This is a genomic window from Extibacter muris (assembly GCF_004345005.1).
GTDB lineage: Bacteria > Bacillota > Clostridia > Lachnospirales > Lachnospiraceae > Extibacter > Extibacter muris.
In genome coordinates this window covers 154,142-169,202 of record NZ_SMMX01000005.1, presented here as the reverse complement: position 1 = coordinate 169,202, position 15,061 = coordinate 154,142, and the positions used below count along the sequence as shown (strand labels likewise).

The 15,061-nt window shown below is 48.7% G+C and carries 15 protein-coding genes, 1 other RNA gene and 2 pseudogenes; 6 read left to right on the top strand and 12 right to left on the bottom strand.

Annotated features, from left to right (window positions below; genetic code table 11):
* Nucleotides 1–79: 79 nt before the first annotated feature.
* From malQ to E1963_RS07935, 6 genes are all read left to right on the top strand, one after another.
* Nucleotides 80–1,591: a 4-alpha-glucanotransferase gene (malQ, locus tag E1963_RS07960; RefSeq protein WP_132276931.1), complete on the top strand. Its 1,512-nt coding sequence runs from the start codon at nt 80–82 to the stop codon at nt 1,589–1,591.
* Between the two features lie 25 nt (nt 1,592–1,616).
* Nucleotides 1,617–2,351 (top strand): lysophospholipid acyltransferase family protein, encoded by a 735-nt coding sequence (locus E1963_RS07955; RefSeq protein ID WP_132276929.1) that lies wholly within the window; start codon nt 1,617–1,619, stop codon nt 2,349–2,351.
* Between the two features lie 131 nt (nt 2,352–2,482).
* Nucleotides 2,483–3,937 (top strand): nicotinate phosphoribosyltransferase, encoded by a 1,455-nt coding sequence (locus E1963_RS07950; protein WP_132276927.1) that lies wholly within the window; start codon nt 2,483–2,485, stop codon nt 3,935–3,937.
* 18 nt (nt 3,938–3,955) lie between these two features.
* Nucleotides 3,956–5,020: a D-alanine--D-alanine ligase family protein gene (locus tag E1963_RS07945; protein ID WP_132276925.1), complete on the top strand. Its 1,065-nt coding sequence runs from the start codon at nt 3,956–3,958 to the stop codon at nt 5,018–5,020.
* Nucleotides 5,021–5,025: 5 nt separating this feature from the next.
* A complete protein-coding gene (locus E1963_RS07940) occupies nt 5,026–6,399 on the top strand; it encodes a UDP-N-acetylmuramoyl-tripeptide--D-alanyl-D-alanine ligase (protein ID WP_132276923.1) in 1,374 nt (457 codons plus the stop codon).
* Between the two features lie 35 nt (nt 6,400–6,434).
* On the top strand, nt 6,435–7,253 hold the full coding sequence (locus tag E1963_RS07935) for a Cof-type HAD-IIB family hydrolase (RefSeq protein ID WP_132276921.1): 819 nt from the start codon (nt 6,435–6,437) through the stop codon (nt 7,251–7,253).
* Between the two features lie 141 nt (nt 7,254–7,394).
* Here E1963_RS07935 and E1963_RS07930 read toward each other — a convergent pair whose 3' ends face one another.
* The 12 genes and pseudogenes from E1963_RS07930 to prdB form a co-directional block, all read right to left on the bottom strand.
* Nucleotides 7,395–7,745 carry an Hpt domain-containing protein gene (locus tag E1963_RS07930; RefSeq protein ID WP_132276919.1) on the bottom strand — a complete coding sequence of 117 codons (351 nt, stop codon included), beginning with the start codon at nt 7,743–7,745 and terminating at the stop codon, nt 7,395–7,397.
* 72 nt (nt 7,746–7,817) lie between these two features.
* Nucleotides 7,818–8,036: a DUF305 domain-containing protein gene (locus E1963_RS21855; protein ID WP_330570748.1), complete on the bottom strand. Its 219-nt coding sequence runs from the start codon at nt 8,034–8,036 to the stop codon at nt 7,818–7,820.
* Nucleotides 8,024–8,242, bottom strand: a complete 219-nt coding sequence (locus tag E1963_RS21850) for a hypothetical protein (protein WP_315974342.1) — start codon at nt 8,240–8,242, stop codon at nt 8,024–8,026. Before E1963_RS21850 ends, E1963_RS21855 begins: the two co-directional genes overlap by 13 nt.
* A 20-nt stretch (nt 8,243–8,262) precedes the next feature.
* Entirely contained in the window at nt 8,263–9,093 is an 831-nt protein-coding gene (locus E1963_RS07920) for a metallophosphoesterase (RefSeq protein ID WP_243117636.1), read from the bottom strand.
* 502 nt (nt 9,094–9,595) lie between these two features.
* Nucleotides 9,596–9,949 carry an ABC transporter transmembrane domain-containing protein gene (locus E1963_RS07910; protein WP_262200877.1) on the bottom strand — a complete coding sequence of 118 codons (354 nt, stop codon included), beginning with the start codon at nt 9,947–9,949 and terminating at the stop codon, nt 9,596–9,598.
* Between the two features lie 370 nt (nt 9,950–10,319).
* Nucleotides 10,320–10,859 carry a methylated-DNA--[protein]-cysteine S-methyltransferase gene (locus E1963_RS07900; RefSeq protein ID WP_132276913.1) on the bottom strand — a complete coding sequence of 180 codons (540 nt, stop codon included), beginning with the start codon at nt 10,857–10,859 and terminating at the stop codon, nt 10,320–10,322.
* 239 nt (nt 10,860–11,098) lie between these two features.
* Entirely contained in the window at nt 11,099–11,428 is a 330-nt protein-coding gene (locus E1963_RS07895) for a helix-turn-helix domain-containing protein (protein ID WP_414655368.1), read from the bottom strand.
* A gap of 123 nt (nt 11,429–11,551) precedes the next feature.
* Nucleotides 11,552–11,703, bottom strand: a pseudogene (locus tag E1963_RS23060) (Ada metal-binding domain-containing protein); the annotation flags it as partial.
* A 610-nt stretch (nt 11,704–12,313) separates the two neighbouring features.
* A pseudogene (locus tag E1963_RS22610) lies at nt 12,314–12,547 on the bottom strand (B12-binding domain-containing radical SAM protein); the annotation flags it as partial.
* 180 nt (nt 12,548–12,727) lie between these two features.
* Nucleotides 12,728–12,826, bottom strand: an RNA gene (gene ffs, locus E1963_RS07890) — signal recognition particle sRNA small type.
* A gap of 79 nt (nt 12,827–12,905) precedes the next feature.
* A complete protein-coding gene (locus E1963_RS07885; RefSeq protein ID WP_132276911.1) occupies nt 12,906–14,162 on the bottom strand; it encodes a glycine/sarcosine/betaine reductase component B subunit in 1,257 nt (418 codons plus the stop codon).
* Nucleotides 14,163–14,320: 158 nt separating this feature from the next.
* Complete coding sequence (gene prdB, locus E1963_RS07880) at nt 14,321–15,046, bottom strand: D-proline reductase (dithiol) protein PrdB (RefSeq protein ID WP_132276909.1); 726 nt, start codon at nt 15,044–15,046, stop codon at nt 14,321–14,323.
* Nucleotides 15,047–15,061 lie beyond the last annotated feature (15 nt).

Genomic DNA, 15,061 nt, shown 5'->3' with positions numbered 1-15,061 from the left:
AAAATTCCAATTTTGTAGTATAATAGACGCATATTTGTCATAAAACTACTTAATCTCTATAGAAAGCAGGCGTACCCATATGAATGAACACGACAGAATATCCGGCATTCTGCTGCATCCGACTTCCCTGCCGTCCCCGTACGGTATCGGAGACCTGGGGGCAGAGGCCTATGAGTTCGTAGACTTTTTGGAACGCGCGGGACAGCATATCTGGCAGATGCTTCCGCTCACACATACCGGCTACGGCGACTCCCCCTACCAGAGCTTCTCTGCCTTTGCAGGGCAGCCGCTCCTTATCAGCCCGGCACATTTAAAAGAATTGGAGCTTGTACAGGGTTATGAGATATTGCACTGTCCCGTACGCGACGACGAACACGTCGACTACGGCGGCATCATCCCCTGGAAGCAGCGTATCTTTAAGAATGCTTACCGCCGCTTCTGCGCTTCCGCCTATCAGGGTGCCCACCGGGAGCTCTTAACGGCATACGAGGCATTCTGTGATCAGAATGCCGGCTGGCTGGATGATTACGCCCTCTTTATGGCGTGCAAGGATGCACACGGAGGCGTGAGCTGGCTCGAATGGGAGGATGAATGCAGAAATCCGTCTCCGGAATGCAAAGCCCATCTGCGGGAGGCTTATGAAAAAGACAGCGGGTTCTACAAATTCCTTCAGTTCCTGTTCTTTGAAGAATGGAGCGAGCTGAAAGCGTATGCGAACAGGCATGGCATACGGATTGTCGGCGATATCCCCATCTTCGTCTCGATGGACAGCGCGGACGTGTGGGCGAACCAGCATCTGTTCCAGCTCGATTCAAAGGGATATCCTGTCAAAGTGGCAGGCGTGCCTCCTGATTACTTTTCCGAGACAGGACAGCTCTGGGGGAATCCGCTCTACCACTGGGCTGCGCACGAAGAGGAAGGCTTTGCGTGGTGGATCTTCCGGATACGCCATCAGCTAACGCTGCTCGATATTCTCCGTATCGACCACTTCCGTGGTTTTGAAGCATACTGGTCTGTTCCGTACGGAGAAGAGACAGCCGTACACGGCGAGTGGGTCAAAGCTCCCGGCCGGGAATTGTTCCATGCCATTGAAGATGCGCTTGGAGAGGGGCTGCCGATAATAGCGGAAGACCTCGGTGTCATAACGCCCGAAGTCGAGGCGCTGCGGAACGACTTTCACTTTCCGGGCATGAAAGTCCTGCAGTTCGCATTCGAGGGCACGCAGGAGAATGCATTCCTCCCCCACCAGTTTACGACCCCTCACTGCGTCTGCTATACCGGGACGCATGACAATGACACGACGCTCGGCTGGTATGAGACGCTGGACCCGGTCTGCCAGGAGAAGGTAAGACGGTACACCAACTCGGACGGCACGAAGATCAATAAAGAATTCATACGCCTCTGCCTGGGCAGCATCGCCGCCTATGCGGTCGTACCGATGCAGGATGTCCTGTCTTACGGGAAGGAAGCCAGGATGAACATACCGGGCGTTGCCGCCGGCAACTGGAACTGGCGCTTCAAAAAGGGGATATTAAGCGCGCCGCTTGCAAAAGAGCTGAAAGACATGGCCATATTATATGGAAGATATTAAATAACAAAACAGAGAGGTTATACTGATGATAAGATTTATATGTGTTGTAATCGTGTTGATGCTGTATCTTGTACTTGGCATCCCTGTACTCGGTGTGGAATGGATGATCCGTAAGTTCAGACGCAGGACTGCAGATGTCAGCTCCCTGCGTCTCGTACAGTGGGTCTTCCGCCTGATGCTGCGCATCTCCGGTGTGGAAGTCACCGTCATAGGTGAGGAAAATGTCCCGGATGAACCGGTACTTTATATCGGAAACCACAGAAGCTACTTTGATATACTCATCACGTATTCCCGCTGCCGGCGCCTCACCGGCTATATTGCAAAGAAGGAGATGCTGCGCTATCCGCTTCTCAGAGACTGGATGAAACGGCTGTACTGTCTGTTTCTTGACAGAAGTACCCCGAAAGAGGGGCTGAAGACGATCCTGAAGGCGATAGAGTATGTGAAGGAAGGCATCTCGGTCTGCATCTTTCCCGAAGGGACACGCAACGACGGGGAAGAGCTGAGCATGCTGCCGTTCCACGACGGTTCCTTCAAGATTGCGGAAAAGACCGGCTGTGCCATCATCCCGATGAGCCTCAACAATACGCATGCCATCTTTGAGCAGCAGTTTCCGCGCATCAAAAAGACGCATGTCGTGCTGGAATACGGCAAACCGATCTATCCGGGCAGCCTGGACAAGGAGACGAAGAAGCATCTCGGACAGTACTGCCAGAATATCATACAGGAAACAATCAACAAGAACCAGGGGCTCGTCTGAGCCTCTGGTTAATTACTTTTCTCTTTTACATTTTATGCGTCTGGTGATATAATAAGACAGAATATCCCATACCGGGTATTCATATAGACAGGGCAGGACTGCCCCGAGAAAAAAGGAGTTTTAACAGGAAAATGAGCAGAAGAGATTTGACCTTGCTGACGGATCTGTATGAATTGACCATGATGCAGGGTTATTATGAACAGGGACAGAACGAAACTGTGATTTTTGACGTGTTTTTCCGCCAGAATCCTTGTAACAACGGTTATTCCATATGTGCCGGACTTGACCAGGTGATCGACTATATCAAGAATCTGAACTTCACATATGATGATGTGGACTATCTCAGGAGCCTGGGCATTTTCAGCGAAGATTTCCTCCATTACCTGAGCGGCTTTCATTTCAGCGGCGATATCTATGCGATTCCGGAAGGGACTGTCATATTTCCGAAAGAACCTCTGCTGAAAGTCATTGCCCCGATTATGGAAGCGCAGCTTGTGGAGACAGCGATACTGAACATCATCAACCATCAGTCTCTGATCGCGACCAAGACATCCCGTATCGTGTTCGCCGCCAACGGGGACGGCATTATGGAATTCGGCCTGCGCCGCGCCCAGGGCCCGGATGCAGGGCTGTACGGGGCGAGAGCTGCCATGATAGGCGGCTGCGTAGGAACATCCAACGTACTGGCGGGGCAGCTGTTTGACGTACCGGTCATGGGCACACATGCGCATAGCTGGATCATGAGCTTCAAGGACGAGTATTCCGCATTCCGGACTTATGCACAGATGTATCCGGATAACTGTACCCTGCTTGTGGATACGTACGATACGCTCAAGTCGGGCGTGCCGAATGCGATACGCGTGTTCCAAGAGATGAAGGAGGAAGGCGTCCATTTCAAAAAATACGGCATCCGCCTCGACAGCGGCGACCTTGCCTACCTTTCCAAAGAAGCCCGCAAGATGCTGGACGCGGCCGGATTTGCCGATGCGACCATCACCGCTTCCAATGACCTTGACGAATACCTGCTCCACGATCTGAAGATGCAGGGGGCTGCCATCGATTCCTGGGGGGTCGGGACAAACCTCATAACGTCCAAAGACTGTCCGTCATTCGGCGGGGTGTACAAGCTTGCGGCCATCATGAACGAGGACGGCGCATTCATACCGAAGATAAAAATATCAGAAAACACTGAGAAAATAACAAATCCTGGTAACAAAACGATCTATAGAATCTATGATAAAACAACAGGTAAAGTAAAAGCCGATCTGATCTGCTTTGTCGGAGAAGAATATGACGCGGGCAGCGACCTGCTTCTGTTCGACCCGATCGAGACATGGAAGAAGACAAAGCTGCCGGGTGGCTCCTACACGATGCGTGAAATACTCGTTCCTGTTTTCAAGAACGGAGAATGTGTGTATAAGTCTCCATCTGTAAAAGAAATTGCCGCATACTGCCGTCAGGAGAAGAAGACTTTGTGGGAAGAGACGAAGCGGCTGTTCTACCCGCACCGCGTATATGTAGATTTGTCACAGGATCTGTATGAAGTAAAGAAATCACTCTTGGATCAGATAAGCACGACTAACTAAAAAGGAGAGCATTTGTTTATGAAGATTATCGTTTTAGCAGGAGGACTGAGCCCCGAGCGGGATGTATCCCTTATCTCGGGCGCCGGTATCTGCAGAACCTTAAGAGAACGGGGACACAAGGCATTTCTGCTGGATGTCTATCTTGGATTACCTTACGATTCTGATAAGCTGGAAGAAGTATTCGATCTTCCCGGCGCGGGGCTTGAGATTGCCCAGGGCATCAAGACGACCGCACCGGATATCGAGGCTGTCAAAGCTTCCCGCCCAGACCAGTCTGACTGCTACCTTGGTCCGAATGTCGTCGAGCTGTGCCGTCTGGCCGACATTACGTTCATGGGGCTTCACGGTTCCGTGGGGGAAAATGGAAAGATGCAGGCCACGTTCGATGTCCTCGGAATCAAGTACACCGGACCTAATTCGCTCGGATGCGCCATGTCCATGAACAAGCTTGTGGCTAAGCAGGTGTTCAAGATGACGCGTGTGCCTACCCCGAGAGGGACTTCCCTCACGGAAAAGACGAAGGACACGACGCTCGATGAGCTCGGCTATTATCTGCCGCTTGTCGTAAAGCCTTGTTCCAGCGGTTCCAGCCTCGGCGTATATATCTGCTACACCGAAGAGGATTATAAGGAGGCGGTCCGCCGCTCTTTTGACGAGGACCATCAGGACGAAGTCGTCATCGAACCTTTTATCAGGGGACGTGAGTATGCATGCGGCATCTTTGCAGGCAAGGCACTGCCTCTTGTAGAGATCATACCGAGGGACGAAGTGTTTTCTTATGAAAACAAGTACCAGGACGGAGGCGCGACCGAGATATGCCCGCCGGTCTCCCTGGACGCGAAGACGATGAAGAAGATTCAGCGCGCCGGAGAGAAAGCGTTCGAGGCGCTGCGCATGGACGTCTACGCCCGGGCTGATTTTATCGTGGATGAGACGGACGGCAGGTTCTACTGCCTGGAGATGAACGGGCTGCCGGGCATGACGCCTACGAGCCTTCTTCCGAGAGCCGCCCTGAATGCCGGCATGGATTACGGAGAACTGTGTGAGAAAATAATTGAAGAATCAATGAAAGTAAGAGGATAAGGAATATGAAGAACCTTACACTGGAAAATATTGCAGACGCCTGCCACGGCACGTACCACGGCGATGAAAGTAAAATGGGCCGGGAAGTGGCTGGTGTCGTAATCGACAGCAGAAAAGTCGAGAAGGATTACCTGTTTGTCGCCATTGACGGAGAGAATGTCAATGCACATAAGTTTATCCCTGATACAATTGAAAGAGGCGCCCTCTGCGTGGTGTCTCATGAGGACCTCGGTGATACGGACTTTCCATATATTCTCGTAGAGTCCACCGGGCAGGCGCTGCTGGACATCGCCAAACTGTATCGGGACTCTTTTGATGTGACGGTAGTCGGTATCACAGGAAGCGTCGGCAAGACAAGTACAAAGGAAATGATCGCTTCTGTCGTGTCACAGAAATACAATGTCCACAAGACGTTAGGCAACTTCAACAATGAATGGGGGCTTCCCCTTACGATATTTGAGATGAACGAGGAGCATGAGGTCGTAATCCTCGAGATGGGCGTCAACCATTTCGGGGAAATGCGCCGCCTCTCCTCTGTTGCAAGCCCCGATATCTGCGTTATCACGAATATCGGCGTGGCCCATCTGGAATTCTTCAAGACAAGGGAAGGTATCCTCCAGGAGAAATCCCAGATGATACAGGATATGAAAAATGGCGGGAGCATCCTCCTCAACGGCGACGATGACCTGCTCTCCAGGATGGGGCCGGTAAAAGGGGTAACACCTGTCCTCTTCGGCACGTCGGAAGGCTGCCAGTGCCATGCGTCCGACATCGTGCCCATGGGCTTAAAAGGGACTGCCTGCAAGATACACATGCCGGACGGCGAAGCTTTCGACTGCCTCATCCCTACCCCCGGCGCACATATGGTATCCAACGCCCTGGCGGGCGCTGCGGTAGGTGCTGCCCTCGGCCTTGCCGTAGAGGAGATCAAGGCCGGCATCGAGGCGCACACGACACTCCCGGGGCGCAATAACATCATCTCCACCGGCAGTCTCATGATACTGGATGACTGCTACAATGCCAATCCGATATCTACGAAGGCGGCCATCGATGTCCTTGACATGGCCATCGGCCGGAAGGTAGCCGTGATCGGCAACATGGGGGAACTCGGGAATAATGAGAAAGAACTCCACCGGGAAGTCGGCGTCTACGCCGCAAGGCACGGCGTAGACGTCCTGTGCGCAATCGGGGAGCTGGCAAAAGAAATCGCCGCCGGAGCAGACGGAGCTCCTGGCATAGAAGTGCTCTGGTTCGCCACAAAGCAGGATTTCCTCGCACAGATGAACAGCATAATAAAGGAAGGGGACAACGTCCTGGTGAAAGCGTCACACGGAATGTGGTTCCCCGAAATTGTCGAACAACTCGTAAAATTTTCATAGGGGTCTGACCCCTTTTTAAATTAAAGGAGTTATGCATGAATTATCAGATTTTAGCATTGGATTTGGACGGTACCCTGACCAACTCTAAAAAGGAGGTTTCCAGGCCCACGCTTGACGCGTTGATCCATATACAGGAGCAGGGCAAGAAGGTGGTGCTCGCCAGCGGACGGCCCACGCAGGGCGTGCAGCCGCTGGCAGGCCAGCTCAGCCTGGACCGCTACGGCAGTTATATCTTGTCTTTCAACGGCGGCCGGATTACGGACTGCAGGAGCAGGGAGGTCATCTATAACAAGACGCTTCCTATGGACATCGTGGCGCCTCTATTTGATATCGTGAACAAGTACCGGGAACGGGGAGTTGATATCGTCGGCTATACTTCTGATGTGCTGCTGTCAGGCGGCAGCACGAACAAATATAGTGATCTGGAATCCCGTATCAACCATATGCCTGTCGTATCCGTGGATGATTTCCCGTCCCATATTACTGCGCCCGCGAACAAGTTTCTCGTGACCGGCGAACCTGACGTGATACAGGAGGTAAAGGCCGAAATCGCGGAATGCTTCCGCTCTTACCTATATATCTATCTGTCTGACCCGTTCTTTCTGGAGATCATGCCCCCGGGCATCGATAAGGCGCACTCTCTGCTCCGGCTGCTGACAAGCATCGGCCTGACCGCGGATGAGATGGTCTGCTGCGGGGACGGCTATAATGACGTGACCATGATAGAGACCGCCGGTCTGGGAGTGGCCATGGCCAACGCCCAGCCTCTCGTGCTGGAAAAAGCCGACTACATAACGAAGTCGAACGACGAGGACGGCGTGCTCCATGTGATAGAGAAGTTCATGATGGATTAGCGGAATGCGGTCATCAAGGCCGTTCTGCTTATAGACGGACAAAAGGAAGCTCTGTAATGAAACATACAAAGCTTCCTTTCATATTCCTCTATTGCAGGCCGCAGCGGACCGCCGGGGGGGCACTGCCCTCCCTGGCGGGCTCTACTCCAATTCTTTCAGGCAGCCGGTCAGCCGGTCGTACTCTTCTTCCACCTTCGCAAACAGCTCATCCAGATTATCGTACGTATCATTTCTTACTGCATCCACAATATACGCACATCTCTTGCTCAGGTTATTCATACCCAGGTTGGCAGACAGGCCCTTCAGCGTATGTGCACACGTCTCGATCTCTTTATAGTCTTTCTCCGCGATCGCCTTTTTTAAGTTCGGATATGTGGCTTCATCACGGAACCTCAGCAGATACTTCTTGAGCATAGACTCGTTCTGGCAGAATCTGCGGATTGTCTCCTGCGGATCAATCTCCATCTTTATAAGTACATCTATAAACTCCATAGCAATCTCCTTTTATGAATCTTACAGGTTATAGCTCTAAGTATAGCATGGATCTGTTGAAAAATATACTCTTTATTCATAATCTTCAAACAGCGGCCTGATATTTTCCGTTATGAAGCTGATTGCTGAAGAGCCTGCTCTTTTCATCAGGCACTGCATCTTTCTGATTCCTTCTTTTTGCGATACGATGATTGCATCGAGCAGCGGAACCAGCTCCGGGCAGAGCGGAAAACGCAGCGCATTTTCTGACATGCGTACCGCTCCTCTGTGATGCGGTATCATCTCACGCATAAAGTTGCAGTTGATATTATTATCCGTACATGGTTCTTTGACATCTCAATCGCGGCACGATGGTGTGGTATCATCTGCGTAATGAAGCTGCCTGAGAGGCTGTCTGTAAGCTCGGCGCAGTTCATATTGCGGATCATCTCATCTAGTATGCAATGATACTGCTCTACATAATCTCTCGTATTATTGCTTAAACGGCACATGTTCATAATATTTTCACCTCTTGCTATCATATGACAGAAGTGGCCCATTGGTGTACACGGTCTATAAACTTTATGCCGATCCGCGCCGTTTTCGGCAGCCTGGGCGGACATTGGCCTTTTAATCCCTGCTCCCGGCCTCTGCCGCAGAAAACAGGACCCGAATCTTTCCTGCCGGCCAGTATCATCTTATTGCCAATCAGCACCGACTCATCCTGAAGCAGGTGAATCTGCGCTTTGTCAAGGAATTTCAACATGTCTTCATATCCAGCCCCTGCATCGTGGTTTCCAAGGCAGGCATATACGCCATAAGGTGCCTTTATGCTGCGAAACAATCTCTGAAGCACCGATGGATGTTTCACCGATGTAATATCACCGTCAAATATATCTCCTGCTATGCAGACAAGGTCAGGCTCTGCAGCATTTACCGACGCCACAATCTTTTCCACATGCTTCTCGTCCACGACATATCCGATATGCAGATCGCTGATTAAAACGATATTCATTGCATCTGTAGCTCCGTTACCCTCTTGCATCTGAATCTTATAGTCTACCGTCTGTATCTTCGACGCATGGATTCCTCCGCAGACCGATAATACGACCGACAGAACGACCGCTGCCGCTCCTGCGGTAATTGCAGCTCCCTGTGGCAGAGGCGTCGGGACGAGATGGCACAGCCTGGCCAATAACAAGGCCAGATCCGCAAGGTTGACAAACAGCATCAGAAGAACAACTACACCCAATGCATAATGGTCTATCAGAAAAAGCGTTCGAGGTACCGGGCAGTCCGGAATGCGGCTGAGCACGAAGAACACCAGGACGGCTGCAAAGATAACGCCATATGAAATTCCGAATGCCACCAGGCCGACACCTGAAAATAGGGGACGGAACCAAAGGAATAATCTATGTCCTGCATTTACGTACAAGCTGATAAATGCCACCAAAGCTATAAGAATCATAATAATCTGCATGGTAGTTTTCTCCTTCTACTCAAGGTTAAACTGAGCTTTTAAGCTGCACGCATCGATTGTTGACTAGATTCAGTCTACTATATTTCAGCCAGTCAGTCCATATAAAAGTGCCACCTCTCCGAACACGGTGGCACTATTGCAGTATGCTTCATCGGAACATCTACTGCCGAACATGAAAAATGTGCTACATGCTCAGCTGAACGAGTGTTAAAGAACGGTTCTTGTTCTGTATCCGGGTAAGCTGTTGCCTCAGCGCTGATAGATATTGTAATCTGGTAGATGCCGCTTTCTCCCACCACCAGTTCGTTACCGGTCCGGCTGACTGTTATCGTACTGGATAATGGTCCGGCAACGCCAAACGGTACGCTCCCATATGCTGTACCCGGTACCTCTATAATATCACCGACAGACGGCGGATGGGGGTGATAAAAGTTGTTACATAAAGGCTGAACGTAATCAGATCAATCAGATTCAATTCTTCCCTCATAACCAAAGCGCCACCAACCGCGATCACAGCCGCAGAAAGGATACACATAAAAATTCCATACTTATGGTTCGCCGCATTGAACTTATTTAGCTCCGCAGCTTCATTGGCAAAAGCTTTCGCCGTTTTAATCCCTGACAGACAAGATTCAAATTCTGGATTGATGGAAGCCGTCGTCCGTTTTACCTGTATAGAGGCATTCCTCATGAATCTGCGGCATCGGCCTGCGACAAATAGAAATATGGGAATCATAATGGTGATTACTAAAGCCCGTGCTGCCTAAAGTAAGAAATAAAAATCCGAAATTCTGACATTTCTTTAACATCATGTACAGCCATTCTGTCATACCCTTTCCCGGAAATATTCAATGGAATCCTCCGGCGCCTGGCTGCGGTCGGTATCTGAATATTCCCGGACGGCAGAGCAGACCGTAATCCGGTAAGACTCAAACAATTTTTCCCGGCCTTCCTTCTGGCTTTCAAACCGTTCCGCCCGTATAAATCCCTCAAATCCTCACAGCATAGTCTTCAGCATCGCCGCAAGGTCAAGGTATTTTTTCATTCCTTCCTTCGTGGGTATTACCTCAAATAATACAATCACATTTGCCATTTGATATTCCTCCATTCCCTTCCTAAAGCGCCGTCCCCCTGGCAGGGACAGACAACTTGTCCATATCCACCCCTTCTAGGGTAAGCAGTTTAATCTTCTTTTCCAAGCCCCCTGCATACCCTGTCAGGCTCCCATTTGTACCGACCACCCGGTGACAGGGAATGATAATGGAGATAGGATTATGGCCGACAGCACCGCCCACAGCCTGCGCTGACATGTTGGAAAGCCCCCTGACTGCTGCAATTTTCTTGGATATCTCCCCGTAGGTTGTGACCTCCCCATAAGGAATCTCACAGAGCAGCTTCCACACTTCCCTGCGGAATGCACTTCCCTCCGGGGCAAGGGGTAGTTCGCCGGCAGATGGTTTCTCTCCCTTAAAATACCGGTCCAGCCACACTCCTGCCTGAAGCAGAACTTCGGTATCCGCTTTTTCCAACCTTTCCCCCTGCAGAGAATCACAATAATATTTCTGCCCTTCCATCCAGAGCCCTGTAAGAGCTCCATCCCTCTCCGCAAGCAAAAGTCTGCCGATGGGAGAATCATAACCCATAGTATAATACATATCTTACCTCTCCTTTTTTCACTTTACTGTCACAAGCTATTCCACAGATTCATTGTTGCATAACTGCGCCATGGCCGCCATTTTTCAGACAATGCGAGCAGCTCCTTTGGCGTATGACCCGGAAGTGCATGCCTGATTCCAATATCCGTTTCTAAAAACGCATCCGGCCAGTTCTATCTCTCCGCTCTCAAGTGCCTCTGCCAGCGCTAAAATGCTCCTAGAGCGGGATGCAATCACACCTAGCCCAAGGCAACCTTACTCTCACTAGATCGTATCTTCCCGCCCGCAGCATTCCTGCGCAGAGCGGTGGGAGACAGATAATACTGCTTTTTAAATAAATCATTTAACCGGCGCAGGCTGCCGAATCCTGACGCCATCGCCACATGAAGCACCGACAGGTCCGTATCTGTCAGCAGATTCTTGGCAAGCAGTAACCGGCAGGTCTGCAGATACTTTACGGGCGTAACATGAAATTCTTCCACGAAAACTCGCCGCAGATGCCGGCCCGTGCACCCCAGTTCGGTGGGAAGCTCCTCTATGCTTTGTCCACCCCCACAGTTCTCCTCCATAAGACGTGCAGCTCTATGAGCAAGTACAGAGGAAGCATCTACGATAGAATGGCCAGGCGCAAGTTCCGGCCTGCACAATAAACAGGGACGGTATCCTGCCAGCTCCGCCTCCGCAGCAGTAGAAAAAAAGTACAGTTTTCCTGTCTGGCCTGCTTTGCCCGGCAGACTGGGCGACAATAGATTTTTGTTGAAGCGATTCCCACAAAAAATCTTCCGTCAAACCTTGTGTCCTTTGCCTTAAAAGCCTCAAACAGAGCTCTGTCCGTTTTCTTCATGGCACATCCTCCCGTCCTAATCATCCTTATCACCACTATACTGCATTTCCATTCTGAAATCCCGCCATATTCGGACATGGTATTCCCCTTGACATCTCCCCCATATCACATTATGATTATATCACTTATTACAAAAGTATATTATTAAAAAATAACCTGAAATTATCACAATATATTCAACTATGAAAGGCCTTCGTCCATTTTCCTTACCACACCACAGGAACCGGAAACATATTTCAAAATTATTACTGTCAGTTATATTAACTTCCATTTTATATGATTTTAGCTTTTCATTTTATAGCATAACTGGATTATCACTTGTTGCTTAATTCAAGATATTGGTTTTTAGCAAATGCCTCTATTCCTACTTTAGAAATATAAGTTTCTCCTGTTCGCTTTTTTAACAGATGCAACTTTTCTTTTGTACTTTTTAAAATAAGCGGAACTTCTGGACTAAAAGATTTATAACAATTATGTACGTAAGAGTTGTGTAACAATAATTATTGACATCTTATTTTTAATTTCATCCGATAAATTTTTTCTTGTCGATTTTATTTGAGTACTCTTATTTATAATTTTGTCGAATATTTCTGGCAAACAACTCTCTACATTCCTCCACAAATCGGATATTCCAGATATAGCAGGAGAAACAGAGGATCTGCGGTTTCTGCAGATACAAATCCTGAATGATGGATTCCACCGGCTGATTGATCATGTATTGTGCAATCCGGATCTCCTCCGCGCCTTCTTCTGCCAGATGTTCTCCGGCATATGCGCGCAGGCAGTAAACCGCCAGATTGGAATGTATGTATTTGGCATTGACTGCTGCCAGAATTGTTTTCAGCAGAATCTCCCCCTCCCGCTTTTGCTGCTAATCAGATACAGCAAAGGGAGAAACTTTTCAGCTTCTCCCTCCTTTTTCATCATATTAAATATATTATACTTTGGTAATTCTTATGTTGTCTTTTATTTCATGTGCATCACACTTCGAACGTATCCCCAGACGTTACTCCTGCAGTTAACTCAACCCAGGGACCCTCACGGCACCCAGAAGGTTCTGCTTAGTGCTGCTTCGTTCCCGACCTGACACGGTTCACAGATTTCTGTCGCGTGAGACCCAAATCTCAATGCCACTTAAGAATCTGGTGGCTATCAATGAAAAACGCACTCAAAGCCACCAAATACCGCTTTACTATAAGCCTCTATAACAGCGAATGGATTGCTCCGTCTCTTCCCTGATTCGGAGTGATCACATAAGGAATATTCTTGGAATCCATCATATTGTGACTGCCAAGGAAGCCTGCCGGCTCATAAGGGAACATAGACGAATCATACATATTTCCAAGGCCAGACACAATTTTCACCTGAATGATCCTCGGTTTTCCAGGTCTTGCCACATCCGTAAACTCTTCTCTTGTGTAGGCCATGTTTTGAAAATCCTTCAGAACTTTACGAATATCCTGTACGATCCAGTCTGCCGCCCGATGAGCTGCCATAATACCCTCTGCTGTTCTTCCCTCTCCTTCTTCAAAGAGAACATCGATATGAAGAATGTAATCAGAAGATGCCGGCGTACCCGCACGATCCAGAACCACCTGGTTTTTCAAAACACCTTCAGATGATCCGATGTTCGAAGGCTGGAAGCCACTCTTATCTTCTACTCCGGTAATCATTACCGTCACACCAGACAGAAGATGGGTCACACCTTCTCCAAGTTCACCACGAACTTTGCATGCAATCGGAGAATAATCCAGATTTGAATTCACAAACATGTCATTTTCGCCCGGCTCGAGTATTTTCACCTGAATATCTTTGATCCTTGCTTCCTGCATGATCAGAGACTTTTCAAGACCTTTACGAATCGTAAGAACTCCGGCTTCGATCTTCGTTTCATCACCGAATCTCACTTCTTTTATATGAAATGTTTTTCTGGTCAGCCGTCTGAGTGTCTGTGCATTTCCTGCAGAATCATCCTTCTGGTCCGAATCGTATTTTTCGGCTTTTCTGAGTTTGTTCTTGAGCAGAGCCACTGCTTTCATTGCATCATATTCTGTCAGGTTGTTGTCTCCGACTACACACGATTCATATCCGGATATATTCTTATTAAAATCTACAACACAATCCACGTAGTTATTCGTACAAACCAGTCTTCCCTGCTGACCGATATAACTGAGTCCTACACTTGGTATTCCGCGTATTCCCAGCTGCTCGATCACATTCACGAAATCTACATGATGATTGCCCCAGCCGTCGATTGCGACGATCGCGCCGTCTGCGCGCAGAACCTGTGCGATATCTCCTACACGTTTTGCTGTGTAGATCTTATCATCACACACCTCTGAGACTCCATCTACAATAATGCCTGCATATTCCAGATCATCATTTTTTACGATTTCCGCTGTCACCGGACATCTGTAGTGATGTAAAGATGTCATTTTAATACTTGGTCCCAGTCCCATAAACATCCTCCTTCATTTTGATCTAAATATACTTCCGAAATCTGATTTTTCAAGAGTTTGGAATTGTATCTCAAATCGCTACTTTAGTACAACGAAGAGGCTATCTCTTCTGACAGCCTCTTCGTTTTGTATCACCTTTCTAACAATAAATGATATTTTTATACATTATGGCGATATTCGTATGGCAGAATCTTTGTCTGGTTAAAGCTCGGACAATCACGAACCCATTCCAGAGACTCTTTTAAGATTGCAATCTGCATTGGAATGTTGTTTGGCTCTCCTGCGTTTGATCCGATCGGCACATGAGGTGCTGTGATTCTAGGTGCACCCTGCTGTCTTGCGATTGGTGGAAGTGCAGCGATAACTACACAGCTCATACCAGCCTCTTCACAGCATCTTGTAACGATTGTTGCGGAACGATGACATGTTCCACATCCACCTGTACAAAGAACGATATCTACACCCTGCTCTTTTAATTTACGAGCAATCTCCGGTCCTGTTTCACCTTTGAATTTCTCAACGTTTCCGCCGCCGCCCATGAATGTGTATGTCTCATTTGCAAGAGATCCGATAAATCCTTCGTCTACCAGTTCATGAAGACGATCGATCGGGAACATTGCATTTACGTCTTTGTTGATATCGGAGTTATCAAATCCACCATGTGTAACCATTAACTGATCAGATGGTGTGTCAAATGGAATTGTACGGTAACCGAAATCTCCTGATGTGTTAAATGGAGTCTGGTCTTTTTTATGAATTCCACCTGCTGTGATAAATGCAACTTTACACTCGCTTAATGGTTTCTTTAATTCTGTAAATACCGGCTTTGGTGTAACCGGAACGAAGATTTCTGACTGCATGCCTTCTTTTACTGTTAATTTCATTGTATTACCTCCTTA

Coding starts and splice junctions, on each gene's coding strand:
- E1963_RS21855 (WP_330570748.1), bottom strand. CDS start 8,036: ATGCGTGAGATGATACCGCATCACAGAGGAGCGGTACGCATGTCAGAA.
- malQ (WP_132276931.1), top strand. CDS start 80: ATGAATGAACACGACAGAATATCCGGCATTCTGCTGCATCCGACTTCC.
- prdB (WP_132276909.1), bottom strand. CDS start 15,046: ATGAAATTAACAGTAAAAGAAGGCATGCAGTCAGAAATCTTCGTTCCG.
- E1963_RS07895 (WP_414655368.1), bottom strand. CDS start 11,428: ATGGAGGAGAACTGTGGGGGTGGACAAAGCATAGAGGAGCTTCCCACC.
- E1963_RS07885 (WP_132276911.1), bottom strand. CDS start 14,162: ATGGGACTGGGACCAAGTATTAAAATGACATCTTTACATCACTACAGA.
- E1963_RS07950 (WP_132276927.1), top strand. CDS start 2,483: ATGAGCAGAAGAGATTTGACCTTGCTGACGGATCTGTATGAATTGACC.
- E1963_RS07935 (WP_132276921.1), top strand. CDS start 6,435: ATGAATTATCAGATTTTAGCATTGGATTTGGACGGTACCCTGACCAAC.
- E1963_RS07945 (WP_132276925.1), top strand. CDS start 3,956: ATGAAGATTATCGTTTTAGCAGGAGGACTGAGCCCCGAGCGGGATGTA.
- E1963_RS07900 (WP_132276913.1), bottom strand. CDS start 10,859: ATGTATTATACTATGGGTTATGATTCTCCCATCGGCAGACTTTTGCTT.
- E1963_RS07955 (WP_132276929.1), top strand. CDS start 1,617: ATGATAAGATTTATATGTGTTGTAATCGTGTTGATGCTGTATCTTGTA.
- E1963_RS21850 (WP_315974342.1), bottom strand. CDS start 8,242: ATGAACATGTGCCGTTTAAGCAATAATACGAGAGATTATGTAGAGCAG.
- E1963_RS07930 (WP_132276919.1), bottom strand. CDS start 7,745: ATGGAGTTTATAGATGTACTTATAAAGATGGAGATTGATCCGCAGGAG.
- E1963_RS07940 (WP_132276923.1), top strand. CDS start 5,026: ATGAAGAACCTTACACTGGAAAATATTGCAGACGCCTGCCACGGCACG.